The sequence below is a fragment of the Bradyrhizobium daqingense genome (genome assembly GCF_021044685.1).
Lineage (GTDB): Bacteria > Pseudomonadota > Alphaproteobacteria > Rhizobiales > Xanthobacteraceae > Bradyrhizobium > Bradyrhizobium daqingense.
On sequence record NZ_CP088014.1, the window covers coordinates 3,218,599 to 3,245,344 of the forward strand.

22 protein-coding genes and 1 pseudogene are annotated in these 26,746 nt (G+C 65.7%); 14 read left to right on the plus strand and 9 right to left on the minus strand.

Annotated features, from left to right (window positions below; translation table 11 throughout):
* Positions 1-63: 63 nt before the first annotated feature.
* Positions 64-639, minus strand: a complete 576-nt coding sequence (locus tag LPJ38_RS15360; protein WP_145636968.1) for a glycosyltransferase family protein — start codon at positions 637-639, stop codon at positions 64-66.
* Between the two features lie 309 nt (positions 640-948).
* Here LPJ38_RS15360 and LPJ38_RS15365 point away from each other — a divergent pair, with 309 nt between their 5' ends.
* On the plus strand, positions 949-1,791 hold the full coding sequence (locus LPJ38_RS15365) for an RMD1 family protein (RefSeq protein WP_145636971.1): 843 nt from the start codon (positions 949-951) through the stop codon (positions 1,789-1,791).
* Between the two features lie 275 nt (positions 1,792-2,066).
* On the opposite strand, the gene LPJ38_RS15370 is transcribed toward LPJ38_RS15365, so the two are convergent.
* Both LPJ38_RS15370 and LPJ38_RS15375 read right to left on the minus strand, forming a co-directional pair.
* Positions 2,067-3,263, minus strand: coding sequence for an acetate/propionate family kinase (locus LPJ38_RS15370; protein WP_145636974.1), 1,197 nt, complete (start codon positions 3,261-3,263; stop codon positions 2,067-2,069).
* A gap of 4 nt (positions 3,264-3,267) precedes the next feature.
* A pseudogene (locus tag LPJ38_RS15375) lies at positions 3,268-5,682 on the minus strand (phosphoketolase family protein).
* 209 nt (positions 5,683-5,891) lie between these two features.
* Between LPJ38_RS15375 and LPJ38_RS15380 the strand changes: the two are divergent.
* From LPJ38_RS15380 to LPJ38_RS15395, 4 genes are all read left to right on the plus strand, one after another.
* Positions 5,892-7,067: a PA0069 family radical SAM protein gene (locus LPJ38_RS15380; protein ID WP_145636977.1), complete on the plus strand. Its 1,176-nt coding sequence runs from the start codon at positions 5,892-5,894 to the stop codon at positions 7,065-7,067.
* A gap of 23 nt (positions 7,068-7,090) precedes the next feature.
* Entirely contained in the window at positions 7,091-7,546 is a 456-nt protein-coding gene (locus tag LPJ38_RS15385; protein ID WP_145636980.1) for a VOC family protein, read from the plus strand.
* 73 nt (positions 7,547-7,619) lie between these two features.
* Entirely contained in the window at positions 7,620-8,456 is an 837-nt protein-coding gene (rnhB, locus tag LPJ38_RS15390) for a ribonuclease HII (protein WP_145636984.1), read from the plus strand.
* 207 nt (positions 8,457-8,663) lie between these two features.
* The gene (locus LPJ38_RS15395) at positions 8,664-10,172 is read left to right on the plus strand and encodes a glycosyltransferase family 39 protein (RefSeq protein ID WP_145636988.1); all 1,509 of its coding nucleotides are present in this window, start codon (positions 8,664-8,666) and stop codon (positions 10,170-10,172) included.
* Positions 10,173-10,241: 69 nt separating this feature from the next.
* Here the strand turns inward: LPJ38_RS15395 and LPJ38_RS15400 are convergent, their stop codons facing one another.
* Entirely contained in the window at positions 10,242-11,054 is an 813-nt protein-coding gene (locus LPJ38_RS15400) for a uracil-DNA glycosylase (RefSeq protein ID WP_145636991.1), read from the minus strand.
* Between the two features lie 144 nt (positions 11,055-11,198).
* Between LPJ38_RS15400 and LPJ38_RS15405 the strand changes: the two genes are divergently transcribed.
* The 3 genes from LPJ38_RS15405 to LPJ38_RS15415 all read left to right on the plus strand — a co-directional run bounded on the left by LPJ38_RS15405 (position 11,199) and on the right by LPJ38_RS15415 (position 15,975).
* A complete protein-coding gene (locus LPJ38_RS15405; RefSeq protein WP_145636994.1) occupies positions 11,199-12,860 on the plus strand; it encodes an electron transfer flavoprotein-ubiquinone oxidoreductase in 1,662 nt (553 codons plus the stop codon).
* Between the two features lie 323 nt (positions 12,861-13,183).
* A complete protein-coding gene (locus LPJ38_RS15410; RefSeq protein ID WP_145636998.1) occupies positions 13,184-14,980 on the plus strand; it encodes a tetratricopeptide repeat protein in 1,797 nt (598 codons plus the stop codon).
* A 110-nt stretch (positions 14,981-15,090) separates the two neighbouring features.
* Positions 15,091-15,975, plus strand: coding sequence for a 4-(cytidine 5'-diphospho)-2-C-methyl-D-erythritol kinase (locus LPJ38_RS15415; RefSeq protein WP_167520538.1), 885 nt, complete (start codon positions 15,091-15,093; stop codon positions 15,973-15,975).
* A 101-nt stretch (positions 15,976-16,076) separates the two neighbouring features.
* Here LPJ38_RS15415 and LPJ38_RS15420 read toward each other — a convergent pair whose 3' ends face one another.
* The 5 genes from LPJ38_RS15420 to LPJ38_RS15440 all read right to left on the minus strand — a co-directional run bounded on the left by LPJ38_RS15420 (position 16,077) and on the right by LPJ38_RS15440 (position 20,676).
* A complete protein-coding gene (locus LPJ38_RS15420; RefSeq protein ID WP_145637004.1) occupies positions 16,077-16,955 on the minus strand; it encodes an alpha/beta fold hydrolase in 879 nt (292 codons plus the stop codon).
* The gene (locus tag LPJ38_RS15425) at positions 16,948-17,580 is read right to left on the minus strand and encodes a LysE family translocator (RefSeq protein ID WP_145637007.1); all 633 of its coding nucleotides are present in this window, start codon (positions 17,578-17,580) and stop codon (positions 16,948-16,950) included. The genes LPJ38_RS15420 and LPJ38_RS15425 overlap by 8 nt, the downstream gene beginning before the upstream one ends.
* Positions 17,581-17,636: 56 nt before the next feature.
* Positions 17,637-18,899, minus strand: a complete 1,263-nt coding sequence (fabF, locus tag LPJ38_RS15430; protein WP_145637009.1) for a beta-ketoacyl-ACP synthase II — start codon at positions 18,897-18,899, stop codon at positions 17,637-17,639.
* Position 18,900: 1 nt separating this feature from the next.
* Positions 18,901-19,416: a winged helix-turn-helix transcriptional regulator gene (locus tag LPJ38_RS15435; RefSeq protein ID WP_145637012.1), complete on the minus strand. Its 516-nt coding sequence runs from the start codon at positions 19,414-19,416 to the stop codon at positions 18,901-18,903.
* 252 nt (positions 19,417-19,668) lie between these two features.
* Entirely contained in the window at positions 19,669-20,676 is a 1,008-nt protein-coding gene (locus LPJ38_RS15440; RefSeq protein WP_145637015.1) for a polyprenyl synthetase family protein, read from the minus strand.
* Positions 20,677-20,806: 130 nt separating this feature from the next.
* On the opposite strand from LPJ38_RS15440, the gene LPJ38_RS15445 reads away from it, so the two are divergent.
* The 6 genes from LPJ38_RS15445 to glyS all read left to right on the plus strand — a co-directional run bounded on the left by LPJ38_RS15445 (position 20,807) and on the right by glyS (position 26,462).
* Positions 20,807-21,034 carry a putative signal transducing protein gene (locus LPJ38_RS15445; RefSeq protein WP_008562067.1) on the plus strand — a complete coding sequence of 76 codons (228 nt, stop codon included), beginning with the start codon at positions 20,807-20,809 and terminating at the stop codon, positions 21,032-21,034.
* Positions 21,027-21,794, plus strand: a complete 768-nt coding sequence (locus LPJ38_RS15450; RefSeq protein ID WP_145637018.1) for a tRNA1(Val) (adenine(37)-N6)-methyltransferase — start codon at positions 21,027-21,029, stop codon at positions 21,792-21,794. The genes LPJ38_RS15445 and LPJ38_RS15450 overlap by 8 nt, the downstream gene beginning before the upstream one ends.
* Before the next feature lie 214 nt (positions 21,795-22,008).
* Positions 22,009-22,917 carry a S49 family peptidase gene (locus LPJ38_RS15455; protein ID WP_145637021.1) on the plus strand — a complete coding sequence of 303 codons (909 nt, stop codon included), beginning with the start codon at positions 22,009-22,011 and terminating at the stop codon, positions 22,915-22,917.
* Positions 22,918-23,021: 104 nt separating this feature from the next.
* On the plus strand, positions 23,022-23,213 hold the full coding sequence (locus LPJ38_RS15460; RefSeq protein ID WP_008562073.1) for a hypothetical protein: 192 nt from the start codon (positions 23,022-23,024) through the stop codon (positions 23,211-23,213).
* Positions 23,214-23,409: 196 nt separating this feature from the next.
* A complete protein-coding gene (locus LPJ38_RS15465) occupies positions 23,410-24,348 on the plus strand; it encodes a glycine--tRNA ligase subunit alpha (protein ID WP_145637024.1) in 939 nt (312 codons plus the stop codon).
* Positions 24,348-26,462 carry a glycine--tRNA ligase subunit beta gene (gene glyS / locus LPJ38_RS15470; RefSeq protein ID WP_145637027.1) on the plus strand — a complete coding sequence of 705 codons (2,115 nt, stop codon included), beginning with the start codon at positions 24,348-24,350 and terminating at the stop codon, positions 26,460-26,462. Before LPJ38_RS15465 ends, glyS begins: the two co-directional genes overlap by 1 nt.
* Positions 26,463-26,746: the final 284 nt, after the last annotated feature.

Here is a 26,746-nt window from a genome sequence, read left to right on the forward strand (position 1 = left end):
GAGGTCACCTCAATGCTTGCCATTGTCAAATAATTATTTGACTTTGGCAAGTATCTGGCGCCGTCACCCGGCCATGACGATCCGGCTGCGCAGCATGGTGCGGGACGAGCGCCCGACCCGGCGGAGCAGCCGTGCCTCGGCGCGGCGGGCCTGCGGCGGGTATCCGCCGAGCCGATCATAATGATCGCGCGCGATCAAAAGCCCCTGATCGCCGAGCGGGCCCACGAGCTTGCGGGCCACGGCGCGAAGGACGTCGCGGACTCCGGTGTCGGCATAAGGTGAGCGCGCATAGCGAAACACCGCCGCGCGATCCCGCCCGCTCGCGGATACGGCCTGGATGAACTGGGTGGTCTCCTCGATCCAGCCGGTCTCCAGCACAGCGCCGGCCGGCAGGAACATCAGCCACGGCGAGCGAGCCTGGCGTGCGCCGGCGGCGAAGGCGGAAGCTTGGGAGGAAGGCTCGATGCCGATGAAACGGCAACCGGCAACGTCGGCGACGCGTTCGATGACGCCGTTACCGGCGCCATCGACCAGGAGCACTTCCCGGATGATGCCGGCAGCCGCGCCGGGAACGAGCGCGGCCAGCGTTGCGACTGCCGTCTGCTCGACACCCTCGGTCGGAATGATGACGCTCAGCATGATTGAGACTTCAATGTCTGCAATTCGGGAGAAGCGTAGCTCTTCATGATGTTGTCATAAACACGTGACGCTGCCGAGTGCAACTTTCCGGCGGCGTCTCGGCATGCAATGGTAAACTCCATCGCAGCCGAATATGTCGTGCGCAGGATGTAATACTGCCGAATGTTTCGGCACGAGTTCATCCGGACCGTATTAATCCGGACGACCGTGGAGCACCCAGCCGCGTCTGCAATCGTAGAGGTAGTGGATCGGGCTGCAACGCCCTGGCGAACGGGAAGAGCATGGGATTTGTGCCGACGGAGGCTTTGCATGAACGCCGATCACCTTGCCGCCAGCGCCGCGGCCGCAACGCCGAAGCAGGACGCTGCGCCAACGTTGCGGATTCGCGCGCTGATGCTCGGCGACCGCATCAACGCTTCCGGCCTCGAGCTCGGCACGTTGGTGTCCTCGACGCCGGCCGCCTTCCGCGTCCATGCCGGTCTCGTCGTGGTCTTCCGCTACGGCGTCGTGGTGCTGATCGGTCTTTTGCCTTCGGAGGAGAAGGTCGTGATCGACAGTCTGAAGCCGCGCGTGATCGGCGAGCTCAGCCCCTCTGAGGAGGAGACCGCGCAGGCGCAGCTGTGCAAGGACGAGAACGCCGAGGCGATCCAGCCGGGCGGGCCGATCTGCCTCGCCAAATTCACCGATGACCGCCTGCTCCTGGTTGCGGACGCGCTCGCCAAGAGCACCTCGCTCGCGCGCGACGAGCGGCGCGTCGCCGCGGTCTTCGACGTGATCGAGCCGTTCGCGCGGGAGCTCGCCGAGAACGGCCGCACCCCGCGCCGGCGCAAGGGGATCTTGCAGCTCATCGGCAACGCGCTGCTGGTGCAGCAGCGCGTCGCCGGACGTGTCGCGGTGGCCGAGAAACCCGATGTGCTCTGGGAGAAGCCCGAGCTCGACCGCCTCTACGCCCGCCTCGAGGACGAGTACGAGCTGAAAGAGCGCCTCGACACGCTCGAGCGCAAGCTCACGGCCGTGTCGGAGACCGCCAACGCCCTGACCGACATCATCGATACCCAGCGCTCGCTCCGCCTGGAGATCGCAGTGGTGGTCCTGATTTTGATCGAGGTCGCGATGGGGTCCTTCCAGTTGTGGTCGGGGATGCCGCATTAGGGCGGGGGTGGAGCGAACGTGCCGCTCGATCGAGGAGCCCGCGAGCGAGCTGCGTGTTGTTGTGCCCTCTCCTTGTGGGAGAGGGCAGCAACGCAAGCAGATACGAACTCACTTGGGTCAGGGGTGTCTCCGCGCGCTCGCGTGGTGCGTCGTGGGACGCGCCGTGCCGCATTCTTCGACATTGCGAGCGGAGCGAAGCAATTCAGAATCCCGCCGCAGGGTCAGTCCGGATTGCTTCGCTTCGCTCGCAATGACGGTTTGGCTGACGTCACGCGCTAATCGGACGAGATCTCCATCCCTTGCAGCACCGCCGCGCAATGCCGCGCGATCGCCAGCTCCTCATTCGTCGGAACGATGTACACCTCAACAGCGCCATCGCCCCAGCCGATCCGTTCGCGCGCGGCATCATTTGCAGCAGCATCTATCCGCACGCCGAGCCAGCCAAGACGCTCACCGATCGCGCTACGGATCTCCTTGGCATGCTCGCCGATGCCGCCGGTGAAGACCAGGCAGTCCAGTCCACCGAGCGTGGTCGCCATCATCGCGATCTCTTGCGCCGCGCGGAGGACGAAGAGACCGATTGCTTCGCGCGCCGCGGCCGTGCCGCTCGCGAGCAGCGTGCGCATGTCCGCGGAGAGACCGGAGACGCCGAGCAGGCCGGACTCGTGATAGAGCAGGTGCTGGACCTGCTCGACGGACATGTTCTCGTGCTGTTGCACATAGAGCAGCACGCCGGGATCGATCGTGCCGCAGCGCGTGCCCATCACGAGGCCGTCGAGCGGCGTCAGTCCCATCGTGGTGTCGACGCTGCTTCCATCGCGCAGGGCGCACAGGCTCGCGCCATTGCCGAGATGGGCGATGACCGTGCGCTTTGCAACAAGCTCAGGCGCGATCTCGGCGAGGCGCCTGGCGATGTATTCGAAGGAGAGGCCGTGGAAGCCGTAGCGTCGGATGCCGCGCTGCTCGAATTGCCTGGGAATCGCGAAACGGCGCGCCGTCGGCGACAGGCTGTGGTGGAAGGCGGTGTCGAAGCACGCGATTTGCACCAGATCCGGCTGGATCGCCTGGATGGTGCGGACGGACTCCAGACAGCGCGGCTGGTGCAACGGAGCCAGCGGCGTCAGCGCCTCCAGCCTTGCGTAGACCTCGTCCGTCAGGACGACCGGTCCGGAATAGTCCGGTCCGCCGTGGACGATGCGGTGACCGACCGCGCGCAGGCGGCGCGCCCCGAAACGCTCCTCGATGAACGCCAGCACGTCGGCGAACAGATGACCGCCGTCCGTATCTGACGCATCCCTCCGCTTCTCGAATAGATCCTCGCCTGCGGGACTTTTCACCATGAGCCGGGGCATTGCCTCGTGCTCGTCGACCAGGCCGTTGCAGAGCAGGGCAGGGCCGGCGGCCGTCAGCTCGAACAGGCCGAACTTGATGCTCGACGATCCCGCGTTGAGGACAAGGACCATGTCCGACATGGCTTCAGTCGCCGGCTTCGGCCGGCGTGTTGCCGCCGGCGCTGTTCGGCCAGACCCAGCCCTGAACCTCGGGCATGTCCTCGCCGTGCTCGCGGACATAGCGCGAGTGTTCGATCAGCTTGTCGCGGAACTGCTGCTTCACCTGTGCTGCCTTCGTCGCGAGGCCCGGCACGCGCTCGATTGCCTCGATGGCGAGATGATAGCGGTCGAGCTTGTTTAGCACGACCATGTCGAACGGCGTCGTCGTGGTGCCTTCCTCGATAAAGCCGCGCACATGCATGCCGGCATGGTTGGTGCGGTTATAGGTCAGCCGGTGAATGAGGTAAGGGTAGCCATGATAGGCGAAGATGACGGGCTTGTCCGCTGTGAACAGGCCGTCGAAGTCACGGTCGGAGAGGCCGTGCGGATGCTGTTCCCGGGGTTGCAGCGTCATTAGATCGACGACGTTGACGACGCGGATCTTCAGGTCAGGCAGCGCCTTGCGCAGGAGGTCGACGGCGGCGAGCGTCTCCAATGTGGGCACGTCGCCGGCGCAGGCCATCACCACGTCGGGCTCTGCATTTGCATCCTCCGTGCCGGCCCAGCTCCAGATGCCGATCCCGGCATCGCAATGCGTCGCCGCATCCTGCATCGACAACCATTGCGGCGCCGGCTGCTTGCCGGCGACGATGACGTTGATGCGGTTATAGGTGCGCAGGCAGTGATCGGCGATCCACAGCAGCGTATTGGCGTCCGGCGGGAAATAGATGCGGACGATGTCGGCCTTCTTGTTGGCGACGAGGTCGACGAAGCCGGGGTCCTGATGGCTGAAGCCGTTATGGTCCTGGCGCCAGACATGCGACGTGAGCAGGTAATTGAGTGAGGCGATCGGGCGGCGCCACGGCAACTCGCGTGTCACCTTCAGCCATTTGGCGTGCTGGTTGAACATGGAATCGACGATGTGGATGAAGGCCTCGTAGCAGGAGAAGAAGCCGTGTCTGCCGGTGAGCAGATAGCCCTCGAGCCAGCCCTGGCAGAGATGCTCGCTGAGAACCTCCATCACGCGGCCGTCCTGCGCGAGATGAACGTCGTAAGGTTCGGTCGGCTCCATCCAGACGCGTTCGGTGGCCTCGAACACCGCGTCCAGCCGGTTTGACGCGGTCTCGTCCGGACCCATGATGCGGAAGTTGCGTTCCTTTGCATTGAGGCGGATGACGTCGCGCAGGAATTTGCCGAGCTCGCGCGTGGCTTCGGCGATGACGCTGCCGGGCTGCGGCACCTCCACGGCGAAGCTGCGGAAGTCCGGCAGCTTCAGCTCCTTCTTGAGGAGACCGCCATTGGCGTGCGGATTGGCGCCCATCCGCCGCTGGCCGTCGGGTGCCAGCGCCTGAAGCTCGGGAATGAGTGCACCGTTGTCATCGAACAGCTTGTCCGGCTCGTAGCTGCGCATCCAGTCTTCGAGCACCTTGAGGTGCGCAGGGTTGTCGCGGCAGCCTGAAACGGGAACCTGGTGAGCGCGCCAAAAGCCTTCGACCTTCTTGCCGTCGACCTCCTTCGGCCCGGTCCAGCCCTTGGGGCTGCGCAGCACGATCATCGGCCAGCGCGGCCGCTCGATCGTCTTGCGCCCGTCGCGGGCGTGCTGCTGGATCGAGCGGATGCTGGCGAGTGCGACGTCGAGCGCATCGGCCATGGTCTGGTGCATCAATCTGGGATCGTCGCCTTCGACGAACAGCGGCTCATGGCCGAACCCGCGGAAGAGGTCGCGGATCTCCTCGTCCCGCATCCGCCCGAGCACGGTCGGGTTGGCGATCTTGTAGCCGTTGAGATGCAGGATCGGCAGCACCGCACCGTCATGCGCAGGGTTGAGGAACTTGTTGGAGTGCCAGGACGCAGCTAACGGGCCGGTCTCCGCCTCGCCGTCGCCGACGACGCAGGCAACGATCAGATCAGGATCGTCGAATGCGGCCCCATAGGCGTGAACCAGCGCGTAGCCGAGTTCGCCGCCTTCATGGATCGAGCCGGGCGTCTCCGGAGCGGCGTGGCTCGGAATGCCGCCGGGGAAGGAGAACTGCCTGAACAGCTTGCGCATTCCGTCCGCATCGCGGGCGATGTCGGGATAGATCTCGCTGTAGCTGCCTTCGAGATAGGTGTTGGCGACCATGCCCGGGCCGCCATGGCCGGGGCCGCAGACCTAGATCACGCTGATGTCCAACGCACGGATCACGCGATTGAGATGGGCATAGATGAAGTTCAAGCCGGGCGTCGTGCCCCAATGGCCGAGCAAACGCGGCTTGATATGCGCGGGCCGCAGCGGCTCGCGCAGCAGGGGATTGTCGAGCAGGTAGATTTGCCCGACGGAAAGGTAGTTCGCAGCGCGCCAATAGCGATCGAGCAGATCGAGGTCGTTGCTCGCCGCTCGCGATTGTTGTTGATTTGTCATGTTGTTGCCGACCTTCACCCAGCGATCGTCACCAACTGTGTTCCGGCGCGATCGATCCGTGACGGGCATCAAACGAAATCGTGGTGACAGGGGTGTTGCGGGAGGTCAAAGGCGTGCGCCCGTAATATTGGCGCTACTGTGCATGGGGTTGTTTTCACGCTTTTGGTTTGTGTTCTTGATTTGTTCTGGACGCGTGCTATCTTCGCGGCATGAGTCCAGCATCCTCTCATGCTCTCAAGCACCCGCCGGTCAAGGCGCCCTCCGAGCCGGCGGGTGCGGACTCTGACTTACCGGAGGACTTTCCAGAACTTGGCGTCGCCATCGGCCGCGCGCGCCGGCGCGGGCGGGGTGCGCAGTCCAACGCCAGCGGCCGTTACGAGGCCGAGGCGCGGGTCGCCTTCGACGATGGCTGGCAGAGTCTCGAGGAGCTGCCGCCGTTCAAGACCAGCGTCGGCGTCGACACCTCGCGCAAGGTGATCACCCGCAACGATTCCCCCGATATCGGCTTCGACCGCTCGATCAATCCCTATCGCGGCTGCGAGCACGGCTGCGTTTATTGCTTCGCGCGGCCGACCCACGCCTATCTCGGCCTGTCGCCCGGGCTCGACTTCGAGTCGAAACTGTTCGCCAAGCCCGATGCGCCGACGCTGCTCGAGAAGGAGCTCGCCGCGTCCAGCTATGAGCCGCGCATGATTGCGATCGGCACCAACACCGATCCCTATCAGCCGATCGAGCGCGAGCGGAAGATCATGCGAGGCATCCTCGAAGTGCTGGAGCGCGCCGGCCATCCCGTCGGCATCGTCACCAAATCGGCGCTGGTAGTGCGCGATATCGACATTCTTTCGCGGATGGCCAAGCGCAATCTCGCCAAGGTCGCCATCTCCGTCACTACGCTCGATCCGAAGCTCGCACGCACCATGGAGCCGCGCGCCTCGACGCCGCCGAAGCGGCTGGAGGCGCTGAAGCAGCTCTCTGAGGCCGGCATTCCGACGACGGTGATGGTCGCGCCGGTGATCCCCGCGCTGAACGATTCCGAGATCGAGCGCATCCTCGATGCCGCCGCCCATGCCGGGGTCAAGGAAGCTGCTTACGTGCTGCTGCGGCTGCCGCTGGAGGTGCGCGATCTCTTCCGCGAATGGCTGATGGCGAACTATCCGGATCGCTATCGGCACGTCTTCACGCTGATCCGCGACATGCGCGGCGGCCGCGACTACGATGCGAAATGGGGCGAGCGGATGAAGGGAACCGGCCCAATGGCCTGGACCATCGGCCGCCGCTTCGAGATCGCCTGCGACAGGCTCGGCCTCAACAAGCGCCGCTCCAGGCTGACGACGGATCACTTCGCGCGGCCGAAGCGGAACGGTGATCAGCTCAGCCTGTTCTGACCGGAGAATTAGAAGAGGCTCGCATGGCCAAGAAACTCCCCGTGCCGGTGCCGCGGCTCACCGTCATCACGTTAGGTGTGAGCGACATCCGCGCCAGCATCGCTTTTTACGACGCGCTCGGTTTTTCACGCCGGCTGAAGGCAACCGGTGACGCCGTCGCCTTCTACGATACCGGCGGCCCGGTGCTTGCCCTGTTTCCCTGGGATCAGCTTGCGGCCGATGCCACCTTGCCGGACAAGCCGCGGCCGCAGGCCTTCCGCGGCATGACGCTCGCCTGGAATTGCGCAACGCGCGAGGAGGTCGACACCGTGTTGGCCTTCGCGGTCAGCAAGGGAGCGAGGCTGCTGAAGGCCGCGGGTGAGACCGATTACGGCGGCTATTGCGGCTATTTTGCCGATCCGGACGGCCATGTCTGGGAGGCCGTGGTCGCTCCCGGCATCGAGGTCGGTGAAGACCGACGGGTGCATCTGGCGGCGTAGGGCCAGCCTGAATAGCGGGAATTATCTCGGGTTCCCGGTTGCGCCGGCCGGGCAGCTTGCGCACGATCCCGGCATGATTCGGGACAAGTCTGCCAAGAAGCCGGCCAGGGGTGCGCCAGAGAAGGGCACACCAGCGAAGGATGCTACGCCCGGCAAGGCGGCCAAAGCTCCTGCCGGCAAGAAGGGCATCATCGCCATCGCGCCGCCGAGCTTCCGCCGCGAGCGCGCGCTGATCAAGCGCGGCGTCTGGCCGGTCGCCGGTTGCGACGAGGCCGGCCGCGGCCCGCTCGCCGGCCCCGTGGTGGCGGCGGCGGTGATCCTCGATCCCGACCGTATCCCGCGCGGCATCGACGATTCCAAGCGGCTGACCGCCGAGGAGCGCGAAAAATTGTTCGACAAGATCTGCGCCACCGCGCAGGTCTCTGTCGCCGTCGCCTCGCCCTCGCGAATAGACCGCGACAATATCCTGCGTGCCTCGTTGTGGGCGCTCAAGCGCGCGGTGGTGGCTTTGCCCGAACAGCCCCGGCACGTGTTCGTCGACGGCCGCGATCGGCTCGATACCGAATGCGACTGCGAGGCGGTGATCGGCGGCGACGGCATCGTGTCGTCGATCGCGGCGGCATCCATCGTCGCCAAGGTCACCCGCGACCGTCTGATGTGCGCGCTGGCACAGGACTGCCCCGGCTACGGCTTCGAGCAACACAAGGGCTACGCCGTCCCCGAGCATCTCGACGCCCTCGACCGTCTCGGCCCCTCCATCCACCACCGCAGCTTCTTCGCCCCCGTCGCCGCCGCTCGCGCCAAGCACATGCCGTGGACGGTCGAGCCGGTGCAGGACCTGTTCACGGTGACCGAGGTCGAGGTGCAGGTGGAGGCGGCCGTGGAGATCAACGCGACGGCAAATCTCTAGGGTTGGCTCCACGGCTTCTCCATCCGTCATGGTCGGGCTTGACCCGGCCATCCACGTCTTTCCCGCGGCAGGAAGAACGTGGATGCCTGGGACAAGCCTCGGCATGACGACCTGCAGCGGTTGCCACGACGCACAGCGCCCCTTATCAAAGTAGCCATGAGCGAATAGGGCCGGCTGGACGGGTTGGCTGCATCTTTCGGACGTTGCATGCGGTTTACCTCCCTGGTCATCGAGCTCATTCGCGCCCGGCCGCGGCTGATCGTGTGGATCGCCGTGCTGCTGCAGGCTGCGATGTGGCTGTTCGTCGCGCTGGTGTTCTACCGCAGCCCGCCCGGCACCCTTGCGACGCTGCTGGCCTTCGGCCGCGAGTACCAGGTCGGCACCGATCTCGGCCCGCCCTTGCCGATCTGGCTGGCCGACATCGCCTATCGCGCCGCCGGCGGCCACATGCTGGGCGTCTATGTGCTCGCCCAGCTCTGCGAGATCGCAACCTTCATTGCGCTCTATCATCTCGCCCGCGCCGTGGTCGGCTCGCAGCAGGCGGTGCTCGCCGTGCTCTTGACCATGACGGTGCTGGCCTTCTCCTCGCCTGCGCTGGACTTCGGGCCCCTGGTGCTGGCGCGGCCGCTCTGGGCGCTGTTGCTGCTGCACTCCTGGCAAATCATCGGCCAGCGCCGCGGCAATGCCTGGTTTGCCTGGTCGATCGAGGCCGGCCTCTTGTTGCTCACGACGCCTGCCGCGATCTTCCTCCTCCTGTTGATCGTCGCCTTCGCGGTTTCGACCGCCGGCGGCCGCAGGACGTTGCGTGGGCTCGATCCGCTGTTCGCATTGATCGTGGTCGCCGTGCTGGCGCTGCCCTATGCGGTCTGGCTGATGCGTGCCGAGACGTTGACGCTGCCGGCCTTGCCGCAGGGATCCGAGCTCAACGCGCGCGCGCTGCACGCAGCCTGGCTGCTTGGTGGGCTCGTGCTTGGCGCGGCGGCGATCCCCGCATTGACTTTCCTCAATACCGGCCTGTTTGCCGGCAAGGGCGAGGAGCCGCCGATCATCTACCGGCCGCCGGTCGCGCCGCTCGCGCGCAATTTCGTCTATTTCTTCGCGGTCGCGCCCGCACTCGGCGCGGTGCTGATCTCCGGCCTGCTCGGGCTCGAATCCGTCGTCGGCGGCGCCGGCGTCGTGCTGCTGATGTCGGGCCTCGCCGTGGTCGTTGCCGCCGGCGATCTGATCGCGATGCGCCGCGCGCGAATGCTGCGCATGGTCTGGGCCGCCGCGGTCGTGGCGCCTGCCATCGGCGTCGTGCTTGCCGTCCTGCTCATGCCCTGGACCGGCACCAACGAGATCGCGACCTCGATGCCGGGGCGCGCCATCGCGGATTTCTTCGACGAAAGCTTTGCCCGCCGCACCAACCAACGCCTGCGCGCGGTCGCCGGCGAGACTCAGCTTGCGAGCCTGATCACGCTGCATTCCGGCCGGCCGCATCTGTTCATCGACGACGATCCTGCGCGCACGCCGTGGATGAACCAGACCAAATTCAGAGAGACCGGCGGTGTCGTGGTTTGGCGCGCTTCCGACACCGCGGGCACGCCGCCGCCGGAGATCCTGAAGCGCTTCCCCGGCATCGTGCCGGAAGTCCCGCGCGCCTTCGAATGGCTGGTTACCGGCCGCCAGCAGCTGCTGCGCATCGGCTGGGCCATCGTGCGGCCGAAGGGGACCTAGCGCTCTCGGATATCTCCACGGGGGCGGTCTGGATTGTTTCGCTGCGCTCGCAATGACGAGGATGGAGCGTCACGCGTCTTGCGCCAGCGCCTTCGCGATCGACCGTAGATCCTGCCACGCCAGCCGCTTGTAGGCCGGCGAGCGCAACAGATAGGCCGGGTGAAACGTCGGCAGCGCGCGAATGGTGCGCTGGCCGGTCTCATAGTCGAACCAGCGCCCGCGCGTGCGCATGATGCCGTCGCGCGTCGACAGCAGCGTCTGCGTCGAGGGATTGCCGAGCGTCACCAGCACATCCGGATCGACCAGCTCGATCTGGCGCTGGATGAAGGGCAGGCAGATCTGAGTCTCCTGCGGCGTCGGCGTGCGGTTGCCGGGCGGCCGCCAGGGTATGACGTTGGCGATGTAGGCGGTGGTGCGATTGAGGCCTATGGCGCCGATCATCAGATCGAGCAGCTTGCCGCTGCGGCCGACGAAGGGCAGCCCTTCGATGTCCTCGTCGCGCCCCGGCGCCTCGCCGACGAACATGACGCGCGCCTTGGGATTGCCGTCGGCGAACACCAGCCGCGTCGCGGTGTGCTTCAGCGCGCAGCCCTCGAAGCTCTGCATCAGCTCGCGCAGCGCCTCCAGTGTCGGCGCGGTGCGCGCGGCCTCGCGTGCGGACGCGATCGCAACGTCCGGTGCAGGGGCGGTCTCGCCGCGCATGACCGTGGGCGCGGCGAGCGGCCGCGGCGCCTCGACCGGAGCTGCCGCGCGCGGCGCCGGCGGTGGGGCATCCAATTCCGCCAGGCGGTCGATCGGTTCCTCCGCGAGCGCGCAGTCGACGCCGGCCTCCAGATAGAAGGCGAGAAGCTCGCGGACGGTGGGTGCGGGTTCGGGTATCATTGGAAAGTCTGACTATTAGTTCAGTTTAAGGCGCCTTGCACCCCCTTGCACACCGGCGAAACGCATTTCCGAGGTTGTCCTGCCCGGAAAAATCGGAAACAAGAGGGCGCAATGACCAAGGACCGTCTCAAGGGCTGAGATCAGATGAGCACCGAAGAACTTCCCCCGCGCGAATCCATGGAATTCGACGTCGTCATCGTCGGCGCCGGCCCCTCGGGCCTTGCCGCGGCGATCCGGCTGAAGCAGCTCAACGCCGATCTCAATGTCGTCGTGGTGGAGAAGGGCTCCGAGGTCGGCGCGCACATTCTCTCGGGCGCCGTGATCGATCCAGCCGGGCTCGACAAGCTGATCCCGGACTGGCGCGAGGATTCCGATTGTCCGCTGAAGACGCAGGTGAAGGACGACCGCTTTTACTGGATGACCGGCGCCGGCGCGATCAAGCTGCCGAACTTCATGATGCCGCCACTGATGAACAACCATCACTGCTACATCGGCTCGCTTGGCAATGTCTGCCGCTGGCTGGCGCGCAAGGCCGAGGCGCTCGGGGTCGAGATCTATCCGGGCTTTGCCGCCGCTGAAGTGCTCTATGACGAGGAGGGCAAGGTCAAGGGCATCGCCACCGGCGACATGGGCATCGGGCGTGACGGCAAGCCGAAGGATTCCTTCACCCGCGGCATGGAATTGCTCGGCAAGTACACGCTGTTCGCCGAAGGCGCCCGCGGCAGCCTGACCAAGCAGCTCATCAACAAATTCGCGCTGGACGCCAAGAGCGAGCCGCCGAAATTCGGCATCGGCCTCAAGGAAGTCTGGCAGATCGATCCCGCCAAGCACCAGAAGGGAATGATCCAGCATTCCTTCGGCTGGCCGCTCGACATGAAGACCGGCGGCGGCTCGTTCCTCTATCACTACGACGACAATCTCGTCGCCGTCGGTTTCGTCGTGCATCTCAACTACGACGATCCCTATCTGTCGCCGTTCGACGAGTTCCAGCGCTTCAAGACCCATCCCTCGATCCGCGGCACGTTCGACGGCGCCAAGCGGCTCGCTTACGGCGCGCGCGCCATCACCGAAGGCGGTTATCAGTCGGTGCCGAAGCTCAGCTTTCCCGGCGGCGCGCTGATCGGCTGCGCGGCCGGCTTCGTCAACGTGCCGCGCATCAAGGGCGTGCACAATGCGATGGGCACCGGCATGCTCGCGGCCGAGCATGTCGCAGCCGCGCTTGCCGCAGAGCGCGCCAATGACGAGCTCGTCGAATACGAGAACGCCTGGCGGTCCTCGTCGGTCGGCAAGGACCTGTTCCTGGTCCGCAACGTCAAGCCGCTGTGGTCGAAATTCGGCACCGTGCTGGGCGTTGCGCTGGGCGGCTTCGACATGTGGTGCAACACGCTGTTTGGCGCGTCGCTGTTCGGCACGCAGTCCCACCTCAAGCATGACCGCGCCACGCTCGATCCGGCCAAGCAGCACGCGCCCAAGAATTACCCCAAGCCGGACGGCAAGATCTCCTTCGACAAGCTGTCCTCGGTATTCCTGTCCAACACCAATCATGAGGAGGACCAGCCGGTCCATCTCAAGGTGACCGACATGAACCTCCAGAAGACCTCCGAGCACGACGTCTATGCCGGTCCCTCGAACCGTTATTGCCCCGCTGGCGTCTATGAGTGGGTCGAGGAGGGGACGAGCCCGCGCTTCCAGATCAACGCCCAGAATTGCGTCCACTGCAAAACCTGCGACGTGAAGGACCCCAACGGCAACATCACCTGGGTTCCTCCGGAGGGAGGCGGCGGTCCGAACTACGAGGCGATGTAAGGCCGAATCCCGTCCAGCCCGGGCCAATGTGACCAAGGTTACGTGGCTCTGGCGTGTGCGCACGTTCGCGTGAGAACCGGGCGGCGGAAGCGGCTCGCGGCCACGATAAGGCCATAGTAGCGGCGTCTTGGGGCGCTGTTGGCGGATTCACTTGGCCGGTCTGGGGCGTGCGGCGCGATCGCCCGGTCCGAATCCTTGCGGCGAAGCGCCAAAAGCGGCATTGTCGGCCTGACGGTTCCGGGTCCCGATGCCACCGGCCGCGTTCGCATGCGATACGGCCCTCTGCTGCAAACCCAGGCACTACCAACTCAAGGCGAGCCCTGATGTTTTCAAATCGTTTCAACCGCTGGACTGCTGCCGCCATCGCCCTCATGGGCACCGCGCTCGTGGCGGTCCCCGGCGCGGTCCTGGCGCAGACGCCGGACCACCCGGAGAACACGGCGGCGCAGTTTCCGACGCGAAACGATCTGAAGTCGCTGACCGGTGCCGGCAGCTATCTCGCCGCCCGCCACGCCAGCGTCGAGCGTGACGCGGCCTCGGCCGCCGCATTCTACCGCTCCGCCCTGCGCACCGACCCGAAGAACAACGAGCTGCTCGACCGCGCCTTCATCTCGTCGGTCGCCGACGGCGACATCGAGGAGGCGGTCAAGCTCGCCGAGCGCATCCTCACCATCGACAAGACCAACCGCGTCGCGCGCCTCGTCGTCGGCGTGCACGATCTCAAGCTGAAGAAGTACGCGTCGGCCCAAACCAACATCAACCAGTCGATCCGTGGTCCCATCACCGATCTCGTCGCCACGCTGCTGTCGGGCTGGGCTGCCTATGGCGCGGGCGATGCCAAGGGTGGTGTCGCCACCATCGACAAGTTGACAGGTCCCGAATGGTATCCGCTGTTCAAGGACCTCCACACCGGCATGATCCTCGAGCTCTCCGGCAAGGAGAAGGACGCCGGCACGCGCTTCGAGCGCGCCTACAAGCTCGACGATTCCATGCTGCGCGTCACTGAAGCCTATGGGCGCTGGCTGTCGCGCAACAAGGATTCCGCCGCGGCGACCAATGTCTACCAGGCCTTCGACAAGAAGCTCGCGCGTCATCCGCTGATTCAGGAAGGCCTGCGCGACACCAAGGCCGGCAAGAAGATGTCGCCGCTGGTCGATTCGGCGCAAGCGGGCGCTGCCGAAGCGCTCTACGGCATCGGCGCCACGCTGACCCGCCGCGGCGGCGAGGATCTGGCGCTGGTCTATCTTCAACTGGCGCTCTACCTCCAGCCCAGCCATCCGCTGGCGCTGCTCTCGCTCGCCGATCTCTATGAATCGGTGAAGCGGCCGAAGATGGCGATCAAGGTCTACGAGCGCGTGCCCGCGTCCTCGCCCCTCAAGCGCAACGCGCAGATCCAGCTGGCCATCGACCTCGATTCCGCCGACCGCACCGACGAGGCGATCAAGATACTGAAGGGCGTCACGTCGGAGGATCCCAAGGACCTCGAAGCCATCATGGCGCTCGGCAACATCGAGCGCGGCCGCAAGCGGTTCAACGATTGCGGCGCGACCTATTCGCAAGGCATCGAGGTGCTCCCGGCCGGCAACGACAAGGCCAACAGCGTCTGGTACTATTATCGCGGCATCTGCGAGGAGCGCTCCAAGCAGTGGAGCAAGGCCGAGGCCGACATGAAGAAGGCACTGGAGCTCCAGCCCGACCAGCCTCATGTCCTCAACTATCTCGGCTATTCCTGGATCGACCAGGGCGTGAATCTCGACGAAGGCATGAAGATGATCAAACGTGCCGTCGAGCAGCGTCCCGACGACGGCTATATCGTCGATTCCCTCGGCTGGGCCTACTACCGCATCGGCAATTACGAGGAAGCGGTGAAGAACCTCGAGCGCGCGATCGATCTCAAGCCCGAGGACCCCACCATCAACGACCACCTCGGCGATGCCTATTGGCGCGTCGGCCGCACGCTGGAAGCCAAATTCCAGTGGTCGCATGCGCGCGATCTCAAGCCCGAGCCGGAAGAGCTGCCGAAGATCGAGGCCAAGATCGCCAACGGCCTTCCGGACGACAACTCGAACTCTTCCGCGGCGCAGGCCGAGAAGAAGAAGGACGACGGCAGGGGCGGCTGAGCTGGCGCTTGATCCGGAAAAGTGTGTAGCGGTTTTCCTCGCGACAAACGCTGAACGCGTTTCCGCGGAGATCATGCGCAACGAGAATCTGAAGTTGGGGCGTGTGGCCGATGTCGGCGTTGATTGAAGAGGGGCGCGCGAAGGTCAATTTGAGCCTTCGCGTCGTCGGCCGTCGTGCCGACGGCTATCATGATCTCGAAAGCGTGGTCGCGTTTGCCGACTGCGCCGACCGGCTGACGCTGGAGCCGGGCGGCGAGCTGAAGCTCACCACCACCGGACCGTTGGCTGCGGCTTGCGGCGATACCGCCGACAATCTCGTGATCAAGGCGGCGAGGCTCCTGGCCGAGGCGGTGCCGGGCCTGAAGCTCGGCGCCTTCGCGCTCGACAAGGTGCTCCCCGTCGCAGCCGGCATCGGCGGCGGCTCGGCGGATGCCGCGGCGGCGCTGCGGCTCCTGGCGCGTCTCAACGATCTGCCGCTCGATGATCCCCGCATTAAGAAGGTCGCGCTCGCGACCGGCGCGGACGTGCCGGTGTGCCTCGTCTCGCGCGCCTGCGACATGACCGGGGTCGGCGAGCAGCTGTTGCCGCTGGCGTTGCCGAGCATGCCCTGTGTCATGGTCAATCCGCGCCTGCCGGTCGCGACCCAGGACGTGTTCAAGGCGCTGGGCTTGCGCAACGGCGAGCTCTTGGTCGGCGTCACCGACGTCATCCGCGCCGCGGCCTGGCCGGAGGAGGGCCGCTCCATCGCCGATTGGATCGAGGTTCTCGAGACGGTGGGCAACGACCTCGAAGCGCCCGCGATGCGCATCGAGCCCGTGATCGGCGATGTGCTGCAAGCCTTGCGCGATTCCGGCGGCGTCAAGCTCGCCCGCATGTCCGGCTCGGGCGCGACCTGCTTCGCCATCTATAGCGTGCCGGCCGATGCGCACGCCGCCGCCGAAAGGATCCGGCGCGATCACCCCGGCTGGTGGGTGCATGCGGGGACGTTGAGCTAGGTCCGACCGTCATTGCGAGCGCAGCGAAGCAATCCAGAATCGCTCCGCGGTGACAGCCTGGATTGCTTCGCTGCGCTCGCAATGACGTGGATGTAGTTACGTTATTCCGCGCTGTCCGGGTCCAACCCGAGAAACCGCCGGATCTCGCCCAACACCTCCTCCGGCTTGTCATGCTGCAGCCAGTGGCCCGCGCCGGCGATGGTCTCGATGCGCGCGTTCGGGAAATAGCGCTCCAGGCCTGCCGCTTTTGCGCCCGCCAGAAAGCTTTCGCCGGCATTCAGCAGCAGCGTCGGGCAGGCGATGCGCGACCACAGCGCGACGTGGTCGTCCGGCCAGAGCCGGTGCGGGACGCTGGCGCGCTGATAGGGATCGAACTTCCAGCTAAAGGTGCCGTCCTCGTTCTGCCGCGCGCCATGCGTGGCGAGATGCAGCGCGAGGTCGCGAGAGAGCCGCTTGTTATGAAGTACCATCTGCGCGGCTGCCTCCTCGAGGGTCCGGTAGCGGCGCGGCGTACGGTCGTGCAGCCTGTCGAGCTGGGCCACCCATTTGCCGATGCGCTCATGCACCGGCGGTTTTTGCGCATCCGGCGACATGGTCACACCGTCGAGCACGACCAGCTTGGTGACCAGCTCGGGGAACGATCCTGAAAAGATCAGGCTCACCATGCCGCCCATCGAATGGCCGACGAGAGTGACGTCAGGTGCTGCGATGCTGCGGATCAGCTGCGCAAGATCGTAAACATACTCCGTCAGCGCGTAGCTGCCGCCCTTGGTCCAGTCGGAATCGCCGTGACCGCGCAGGTCCGGTGCGATGACGTGGAAATGCGGCTGCAACGATCGCGCGATCACGTCCCAGCTCCGGCAATGATCGCGGCCGCCGTGAACCAGGATGGCGACGGGCGCGCTTTCGTTGCCCCAGTCCGCGTAGTGCAGCCGCAGGCCGTGCGACTCGTAATAGCGGCTTTGCGGCGCATCAGCCATTTGCCGGCCGCCGCGCCAGCGCAAGCGAGAGACCGAGCCCCGCGATGAAGACGCCGGAGCCCTGCGTGAGACGCCGCATCAGATGCGGCCGTCCGATCAGCTGCGCGCGCGTTGCCGAGGCCATCAGCACCACCACGACGTCGGCGAGCGTGTTCAGGGCCACCGAGATCGCACCGAGCACGATGAATTGCAGCGTGGGGTTCGATCCCGCAGGATCGAGGAACTGTGGAATGAAGGCGAGGAAGAACGCCGCGGTCTTGGGGTTCAGCGCCTCGACCAGCACGCCGTCGCGGAACGCGCGCTTGTCGCCGATGGGCTCGCCCGCGAGCGTCAGCACGCGGCCGGCGTTGCGAAACGTCTTGATGCCGAGCCAGACCAGATAGAGCGCGCCGACGAATTTCACGGCCGCAAACAGCTCGGCGCTGGCCAGGATGATCGCGGAGATACCGAGACTGCCCGCCACCACATGAACCAGTCCGCCCAGTGCCGTGCCCGCGGTCGATGCATAACCGCTGGCGCGCCCCTCCGACAAGGTCCGTGCGGCGACGTAGAAGATGCCGGGGCCGGGAACGGCGGCAATGAGGACAGCGGCGGCCAGGAACAGCCAGAAATTCGGTTCGATCATGCTGTTTTGGTAACGAAGCCTGCCGCGATTGCAAGGCTCTCGTTCCAAGACGTCGTTCAGCCCATCCGGCGGAAGATCACGCTCGCGTTCACCCCGCCGAAGCCGAATCCGTTGGAGATGGCATGCTGCATCGGCATCGGCCGCGCGCTGCCTGCGACGATGTCGATACCATCCGCGCCGGGATCAGGGTTTTCGAGATTGAGCGTCGGCGGCGCGATCTGGTCACGCAAGGCGAGCACGGCGAAGATCGCTTCCAGCCCGCCGGCGGCGCCGAGCAGATGGCCGGTGGCCGATTTGGTCGCGCTGACGGCAATGCCGCGGTTGCGGCCGAACAGGGCGGCGATCGCGCCGAGCTCGCTCTCGTCGCCGGCCGGGGTCGAGGTCGCATGCGCATTGAGGTGCTGCACATCCGCGGGTGCAAGCTTCGCCTGCCGTAGCGCGATCTCCATGGCGCGACGGGCGCCGTCGCCATCGGGTGGGCCCGACGTCATGTGATAGGCATCCGCGGTCGTGCCGTAGCCGATGATCTCCGCGATCGGTGTCGCACCGCGCGCCAGCGCATGCTCCAGCGCTTCGATCACCAGGATGCCGGCGCCTTCGCCCATCACGAAGCCGTCGCGATCGCGATCGAACGGGCGCGAGGCGCGGGCGGGCGCGTCGTTGAAGCCGCTCGAGAGCGCGCGGGCCGCTGCAAAGCCGCCGAGGCTGACGATGTCGATGCAAGCCTCCGCGCCGCCGCAGATCGCGACATCGGCTTCGCCTGATCGGAGCATGCGCGCGGCATCGCCGATGGCCTGCACGCCGGCGGCGCAGGCCGTGACGGGCGTGCCCAGCGCGCCCCTAAAGCCGTATTTGATCGAGACATGACCGGCGGCGAGATTGGCGAGGAACGAGGGGATCGTGAAGGGCGAGAGCCGGCGGACGCCGCGCTGCTCGGTGATGCGCACAGCCTCCGCCATCGCCGGAAAGCCGCCGACGCCGGAGGCGATGATCGTCGCGGTGCGCTCCAGTGCGCCAGCGTCCTGCGGCGTCCATCCGGCCTGCGCGACCGCTTCTGCGGTGGCGAGCAGCGCGAACAGGATGAAGCGGTCCATCTTGCGCTGGTCTTTCGGCGCGGCTGCCTGCGCGGGATCGAAGCCGCCCTCGGCGTCATCGGCCCGGTCCGGCACGCGCCCGGCGATGCGCGCCGGCAGCACCTGCGCCCATTCGGGCAACGGACGCAGTCCGCTTTGACCTGCGAGCAGCCGCCGCCACGACAATTCGACACCGCAGCCGAGGGGCGACACCGCGCCCATTCCCGTCACGACGATACGGCGCATGTCAGTCTCCAGCCGGCGCGATGGCCGGGTTCATGGCTTTGAGCGAAGCGAGGCGCGCGCGCATCCCGCGGCTGGCGCGGGGGCCTGCGACCACCACCGCATTGGCGAGCGTGATCGGCCGCATGTCGGCGGCATCGACCACGACCGGATCGAGCGGGCGGACGTCGCTGCGGTTCGCCAGCAGGATGGATTCGCCCTTGGGCGCGAGATGCTTGTTGCCCCAGGCGAGCAGCGCCACGATCACCGGGAAGAAGTCCCGCGCCTTGTCCGTCAGCACATATTCGTAGCGCGGCGGTCGCTCCTGATAGCGGCGGCGGACGAACATGCCGCTTTCGGTGAGATGCGCAAGCCGCCGCGACAGGATGTTCGGCGCAATGCCGAGGCTCTGCGAGAACTCGTCGAACTTCGTCGCCCCCTGAAGCGCATCGCGCAGGATCAGGATGCTCCACCATTCGCCGACGGTTTCCACGGCGCGGCCGACGGGGCATTCCTGGACGGACGGGGATTTGGGCTGCATGAGCGGAACGTAGGTCAGTGACTTGCAAAATGCAAGTCACAAGGCAGAAAGCCGCGAGGCGCGGAGCAGTAGCTTCATTCTGTGAATGCGAGTTGGGGAAAGAGTCGGCGCACCTTGCTTCGTCATTGCGAGCGAAGCGAAGCAATCCAGACCGCTTCCGCAGAATGATTCTGGATTGCTTCGTCGCTGCGCCCCTCGCAATGACGGTTGATTCAGTCGCGACTACTTCAACGGCGCTGTCCGACGAGAAGCCTAATGCGACCGTGCCAGACAGAACGCCACGACTTGCTCCAGCGCGCTCTTCATCGGCGAGGACGGGAACAGGGCCAGCGCGTCCACGGCCATGGCGCCGTAGTGCTGGGCGCGGCTCAGCGTGTCCTCGAGCGCGCGGTGCTTGTTCATCAAGCCGATGGCGTGATCGAGATCGGAATCGCCGATCTCGCCGCGCTCGAGCGCGCGGATCCAGAAGGCGCGCTCGGTGTCGTTGCCGCGGCGGAAGGCGAGCACGACGGGGAGGGTGATCTTGCCCTCGCGGAAATCGTCGCCGGTGTTCTTGCCGAGCTTTGCGCTCTTGCCGCCGTAGTCGAGCACGTCGTCGACCAGCTGGAAGGCGATGCCGAGATTCATGCCGACCGAGCGGCAGGCGGTCTGCTCGGCCTTCGGACGGTTGGCGATCACGGGGCCGACCTCGCAGGCGGCCGCGAACAGCTCGGCGGTCTTGCCGCGGATCACGGCGAGATACTCGTCCTCGGTGGTCGCCGTGTTCTTGGCGGCCGCAAGCTGCATCACCTCGCCCTCGGCGATGGTGGCGGCGGCCGCGGAGAGGATGTCGAGCGCGCGCAGCGAGCCGACCTCGACCATCATGCGGAAGGCCTGGCCGAGCAGGAAGTCGCCGACCAGCACGCTCGCCTCGTTGCCCCAGAGCATGCGCGCCGACAGCTTGCCGCGGCGCATCTCGCTCTCGTCGACGACGTCGTCATGGAGCAGGGTGGCCGTGTGCATGAACTCGACGGAGGCCGCGAGCTTGATGTGGCCGTCGCCGGCGTATCCGGCGAGGTTGGCCATGGCGAGGGTGAGCATCGGCCGCAGGCGCTTGCCGCCGGAGGAGATCAGATGGTTGGCGACCTCCGGGATCATGGTCACGTCCGAGCCGGTCCGCGACAGGATCGTGGCGTTGACGCGCGCCATGTCAGGGGCGACAAGGTCAACCAGCTCTTCGATCGACGCGCCGGGAGTTTCGAAAGGTACGATGACGGCCACGCCGGTCTCCAATATTTGCCCCGGAAGGGCTATTCTGATGGAAAGACAATAGAAACTGGCGGCGGATGCGGCAAGGCCCGCAGAACCATTGACATTTGCCGCTGCCCCCTTTCAGGCAGGAGACCTGCATTTGCGTGAACTGGTTCGGACCAACGACATGGTACTGGTGTCGGCGATCGGTGCGCTGCTCGACGGCGCCAATATCCATCATCTGGTGCTCGACCAGAACATGAGCATCATCGAGGGCTCCCTCGGCATCCTGCCGCGGCGGATCCTGGTGCATGAGGACGACGCCGAGGAGGCCAGGGCGCTCCTCACCGAGGCCGGCCTCAGCCACGAATTGCGCGGCGATGATTGAGGCCGCAACTGACATCACCGAGGACGCCTTTCTCGGCGGTCAGCTGCGGCTGAGGCAGAAGCGGAGCGGCCATCGCGCCGGGCACGACGCCATCCTGCTCGCGGCGGCGACACAGGCCAAGGCAGGCGATCATGTGGTGGATCTCGGCGCCGGCATCGGCGCGGCGGGCCTTGCGCTGGCCCGGCGCGTGGCGGGAATCCACCTCAGCCTGGTCGAGATCGATCCGGAACTGGCGGAGCTCGCGCGCACCAATGCGGCGGCGAATGGGATGACGGCGAAGACGATCCTGCTCGACGTCACAGCCGATGCGCAGGCGTTTGCCGAAAATGGGCTCGGGCCTGACAGCGCCGATGTGGTGCTGATGAATCCGCCCTTCAACGATCCGGCGCGACATCGTGGCTCGCCGGACCAGGCACGCCATAGTGCGCATGTCGCGACGGAGCAGACCCTGCATGCGTGGGTGCATGCAGCACGGCGCATCCTTCGTTCGAATGGTGTGCTGACGCTGATCTGGCGCGCGGATGGGATTGCGGACGTTCTGGCAGCGCTGTCACGTGGCTTCGGCAGCCTGTCGGTTCAGCCGGTTCATGGCGAAGCGGGACGGCCGGCGATCCGCATCCTGGTGCGCGCGGTGAAAGGCGGCCGCGCCGCGCCGCGCCTGCTGCCGGGGCTCGTGCTCAACGACGAGTCACGCGTGCCCAAGAACGAGGTGAAGGAGATTTTGGAAGGGAGAGCGGTCTTGCCGCTGGCGGTGCCGTGACGGCTTACTGCGGAAGCGATTCCGACTGCTGCTCTTGCGGCGTCGTCAGGCGGATCGCCATGAACAGCGCACCGATCAGCAGCATCAGCAGATAGATTTTCATGGCGTTCTCCACTGCCTCATTGCAGCCTCCCAACGGAAAATCTGCAAAACACGTTCCAGGCACTTCCAATGACAGTCGCGTGATAAGAAATGGTTAAACAGAGGTAACGGCATGGCCGAACAATTGAACGATCGTGAGAGTTCCGGCCTGGCCGACAAGCTCATGCAATATCTTCCGGCGCGGTTCCGTCCGGGCACGGCGGTGGTGCCGGTGATCCGCCTCTCTGGCGTGATCGGCGCGGTGACGCCGCTGCGACCGGGCATGACCCTCGCGGGTGTCGCGCGCGTGCTGGAGCGGGCGTTTTCCTATCGCAACGCCAAGGCGGTGGCGCTGGTGATCAACTCGCCCGGCGGCTCGCCGGTGCAGTCGCGCCAGATCTATCTGCGCATCAAGCAGCTCGCGGCTGAGAAGAAGCTGCCTGTGCTCGTCTTCGTCGAGGACGTCGCGGCCTCCGGCGGCTACATGATCGCCTGCGCGGGCGACGAGATCATCTGCGATCCCTCCTCGATCCTCGGCTCGATCGGCGTCGTCGGCGGCAGCTTCGGTTTCCAGGACGCGATCAGGCGGCTCGGCATCGAGCGGCGCCTCTACACCGCCGGTGCGCACAAGGCGATGCTCGACCCGTTCCTCCCGGAGAACCCGGATGACGTCGCCAAGCTCAAGGCGATCCAGCGCGAGATCCACCGCATCTTCATCGCGCTGGTCAAGGACAGCCGCAGCACGCGGCTGAAGGGTGATGACGACACGCTGTTCACGGGCGAATACTGGGCCGGCGAGAGTGCGGTCGCGCTGGGACTGGCCGACAGCATCGGCGACCTCCGCTCAACTCTTCGTGCCCGCTATGGCGAGAAGGTTCTCACCCCCGTGATTGCCCAGCCGACCGGCCTGTTGTCCGGCCTGATGGGGCGGAAATCGCCGGGCGCGGGGCAGCTTTCGGCTCTGGAATCAATCGCCGGCCTGCCGGACGAGCTGATCTCGGCGGTCGAGACGCGGGCGATTTGGGCGAAATTCGGGTTCTAGGCAACGCCCTCCCGCGCCATTTGGCCCGGGCGGCGCCAATTGCGGCGCAGGTCCATCTGCGCAACAATGCGCGTGGGGGCTGAGCATGAGACAAGGATCGACCGATGCCGCCGTTCGTCGCTTTCGCGGGCGTCCTGGGCGGGCTTGCCGTGGTCCGCTGGGCCTACAAGACCGCACTCCGGATCAACCAGGAGCTGGAGGAGATGCGCCTGTCGCGCGTCGCCGAGGCCGCCCCCATGGGGGACATCAAGACGCTGAAGCGTGACCCCGTGACCGGAGCCTACCGGCCGGGTTAGTTGCACTACTCGTCATGCCCGGGCTTGTCCCGGGCATCCACGTTCTTCGAACCGCGAGAAGTGTCGTGGATGGCCGGGACAAGCCCTGCCATAACGGAGAACTGGGCCCGAATCCACCCCCCTTCGCCTTGATTCCCACCCCCGCCGTCGATACGGTCCCGCGCGATTCAACCCCCCGCGAGAGCCCGATCTGACGATGGACGCCTCCTTGCCCGCCCATATGCGCCCGGAACGCTCGTTCCAGGGCTTCATCCTCGCGCTCCAGCGGTTCTGGGCCGAGCAAGGCTGCGTGATCCTGCAGCCCTACGACATGGAGATGGGGGCGGGCACCTTCCATCCGGCGACCACGCTGCGCGCGCTCGGGCCGAAACCCTGGAACGCGGCCTATGTGCAGCCCTCGCGCCGGCCCAAGGACGGCCGCTACGGCGAAAATCCGAACCGGATGCAGCACTATTACCAGTTCCAGGTGATCATGAAGCCATCGCCGCCGAACCTTCAGGAGCTGTACCTGAAGTCGCTCGCCGCGATCGGCATCGATTCCGCCGTGCACGACATCCGCTTCGTCGAGGACGATTGGGAAAGCCCGACGCTGGGTGCCTGGGGCCTCGGTTGGGAGTGCTGGTGCGACGGCATGGAGGTCAGCCAGTTCACCTATTTCCAGCAGGTCGCCGGCTTCGAATGCGCGCCGGTCGCGGGTGAGCTCACCTACGGGCTCGAGCGCCTCGCGATGTATGTGCAGGGCGTCGACCGCGTCTACGACCTCAATTTTAATGGCCGCGATGGCGATCAGAAGGTCACTTATGGCGACGTCTTCCTGCAGGCGGAGCAGGAATATTCCCGGCACAATTTCGAGTATGCCGACACAGCGATGCTGTTCGAGCAGTTCAAGATGGCCGAAGCAGCCTGCCGGAAATATCTCGAAGCCGGCTGGCGCGAAGGCGGCAACAAGAAGCAACATTTGATGGCGCTGCCGGCCTACGATCAATGCATCAAGGCGAGCCACGTCTTCAACCTGCTCGATGCACGCGGCGTGATCTCCGTGACCGAGCGGCAGAGCTACATTCTGCGTGTGCGGGAATTGGCAAAAGCCTGCGGCGAAGCCTGGATCCATACTGAAGCGGGCGGAGCGGCCTGATGCCCGATCTTTTGCTTGAACTGTTCTCGGAAGAAATCCCCGCGCGCATGCAGGCCAAAGCAGCGGACGATTTGCGCCGCATGGTCACCGACAAGCTGGTCGCCGAGGGCCTCGTTTACGAAGGCGCGAAGGCGTTCGCGACCCCGCGCCGCCTCGCGCTGACCGTGCACGGCATCCCTGCGCGCCAGCCCGACCTGAAGACCGAACGCCGGGGACCAAAAGTCGGCGCGCCCGATGCGGCCGTGCAGGGCTTCCTGAAGGGGACAGGTCTGAAGTCGCTGGATGAGGCAAAGATCCAGCGCGATCCCAAGGGCGATTTCTACATCGGATTGATCGAGAAGCCCGGCCGCGACGCCATCGACGTGCTCGCCGAAATCCTGCCCGTGATCATCCGCACCTTCCCCTGGCCGAAATCGATGCGCTGGGGCGCGCGCTCCGGCAAGCCGGGCTCGCTGAACTGGGTGCGTCCGCTGCACGCGATCACCGCGACCTTCGGCCCCGAGACCGAAGAGCCCGACGTCGTGAAGTTCGAGGTCGACGGCATCGAGGCGGGCCAGACCACGTATGGTCATCGCTTCCTGGCGCCGGCGCCCATTCAGGTGCGCCGGTTCGAGGATTACGAGGCGAAGCTGCTCGCCGCGAAAGTCGTGCTCGATCCGGAGCGACGCAAGAACACGATCCTGGCTGACGCCAAGCAGCTTGCGTTTGCGCAAGGCTACGAGCTCGTCGAGGACCCGAACCTGCTCGATGAGGTCGCCGGCCTCGTCGAATGGCCGGTCGTGCTGATGGGCTCGTTCGAGCCGGAATTTTTGGCGACGCCCTCCGAAGTGATCCGCGCCACCATCCGCAACAACCAGAAATGCTTCGTCGTCAGCGATCCCAAAACGGGCAAGCTCGCCAACAAGTTCATCCTGGTCGCCAACATCGAGGCGACCGACGGTGGCGCGACCATCATCGCCGGCAACGAGCGCGTGATCCGCGCACGGCTGTCGGACGCGAAGTTCTTCTACGAGACGGACCTGAAGACCAGGCTTGAGGAGCGGCTGCCGAAGTTCGAGCAGATCGTGTTCCACGAGAAGCTGGGCACGCAAGCGGAACGCATCAAGCGCATTGAGCGGCTTGCCGCGGAGATCGCGCCGCTGATCGGCGCCGATGTCGCCAAGGCGACGCGCGCTGCGCATCTGGCGAAAGCGGATTTGCTGACCGAAGTCGTCGGCGAATTCCCCGAGGTGCAAGGCCTGATGGGGAAGTATTACGCGCTGGCGCAGGGCGAGGATGCTTCCGTCGCCGCCGCCTGCGAGGAGCACTACAAGCCGCAAGGCCCCGCCGATCGTGTGCCGACTGATCCGGTCAGCGTTGCGGTGGCGCTCGCCGACAAGATCGATACGCTGGTCGGCTTCTGGGCGATCGACGAGAAGCCGACGGGCAGCAAGGACCCGTATGCGCTGCGACGTGCGGCGCTGGGTGTGATCCGGCTGATTGCCGAGAACGCGCTGCGGCTGTCGCTGATGAAGGTAGCCGAGTCCGCAATTCTTGGGTTGAAGGAAACGGGCACAAACTACGCCCTCACTGATCCGAACAAGCTCCCAAGCGACCTGCTCGCCTTCTTCGCCGACCGCCTAAAAGTCCAGCTCCGTGAGCAGGGCGCGCGGCATGATCTCGTCGATGCCGTGTTCGCGCTCGGCGACCAGGATGATCTCCTGATGATCGTCCGCCGTGTCGAGGCGCTCGGAAAGTTGCTCGACAGCGATGACGGCAAGAACCTGCTCGCCGGCACCAAGCGCGCCAGCAACATCCTCTCGATCGAGGAGAAGAAGGACAAGCGCGCGTTCGACGGCGGGCCGGATGCTGCGCTGTACAGCCTCAACGAAGAAAAGGCGCTGGCGAAGGCGATCGGCGAGGTGAAGGCGGAAGCAAGCGCCGCCGTCGCCAAGGAAGATTTCGCTGCCGCCATGAGCGCGATGGCCAAGCTGCGTCCGCCGGTCGATGCGTTCTTCGACAAGGTTCGCGTCAACGACGATGATGCGAAAGTGCGCGAGAACCGCCTGAAGCTGCTGAACGAGATCCGCAGCGCCACGCGCGCGGTGGCGGATTTTTCGAAGATCCAGGATTAGGACGAGGTATCGCAGCTCGTGCCCCGGACGCTGCGCAGTGCGCCGCGTCTTCGCGGCGTGATGCGCTGCAGAGCCGGGGCCCATGTTGCCGCGTGCTCGTAGCCCCCTGGGTCCCGGCTCTGCGGCGCAACGCTTGCGCGTTGCGCCTTGTCCGGGACACGAGAGTAACGTCACAAAAAATGCCCCGCCCGGCGGGGGGAGAACCGGGCGGGGCTGATGTCCGTTTTTTACACTGCTCGCGCCAGCCTGATGTGACGCGCCGGACATCTAGTCGATCTCAGTTG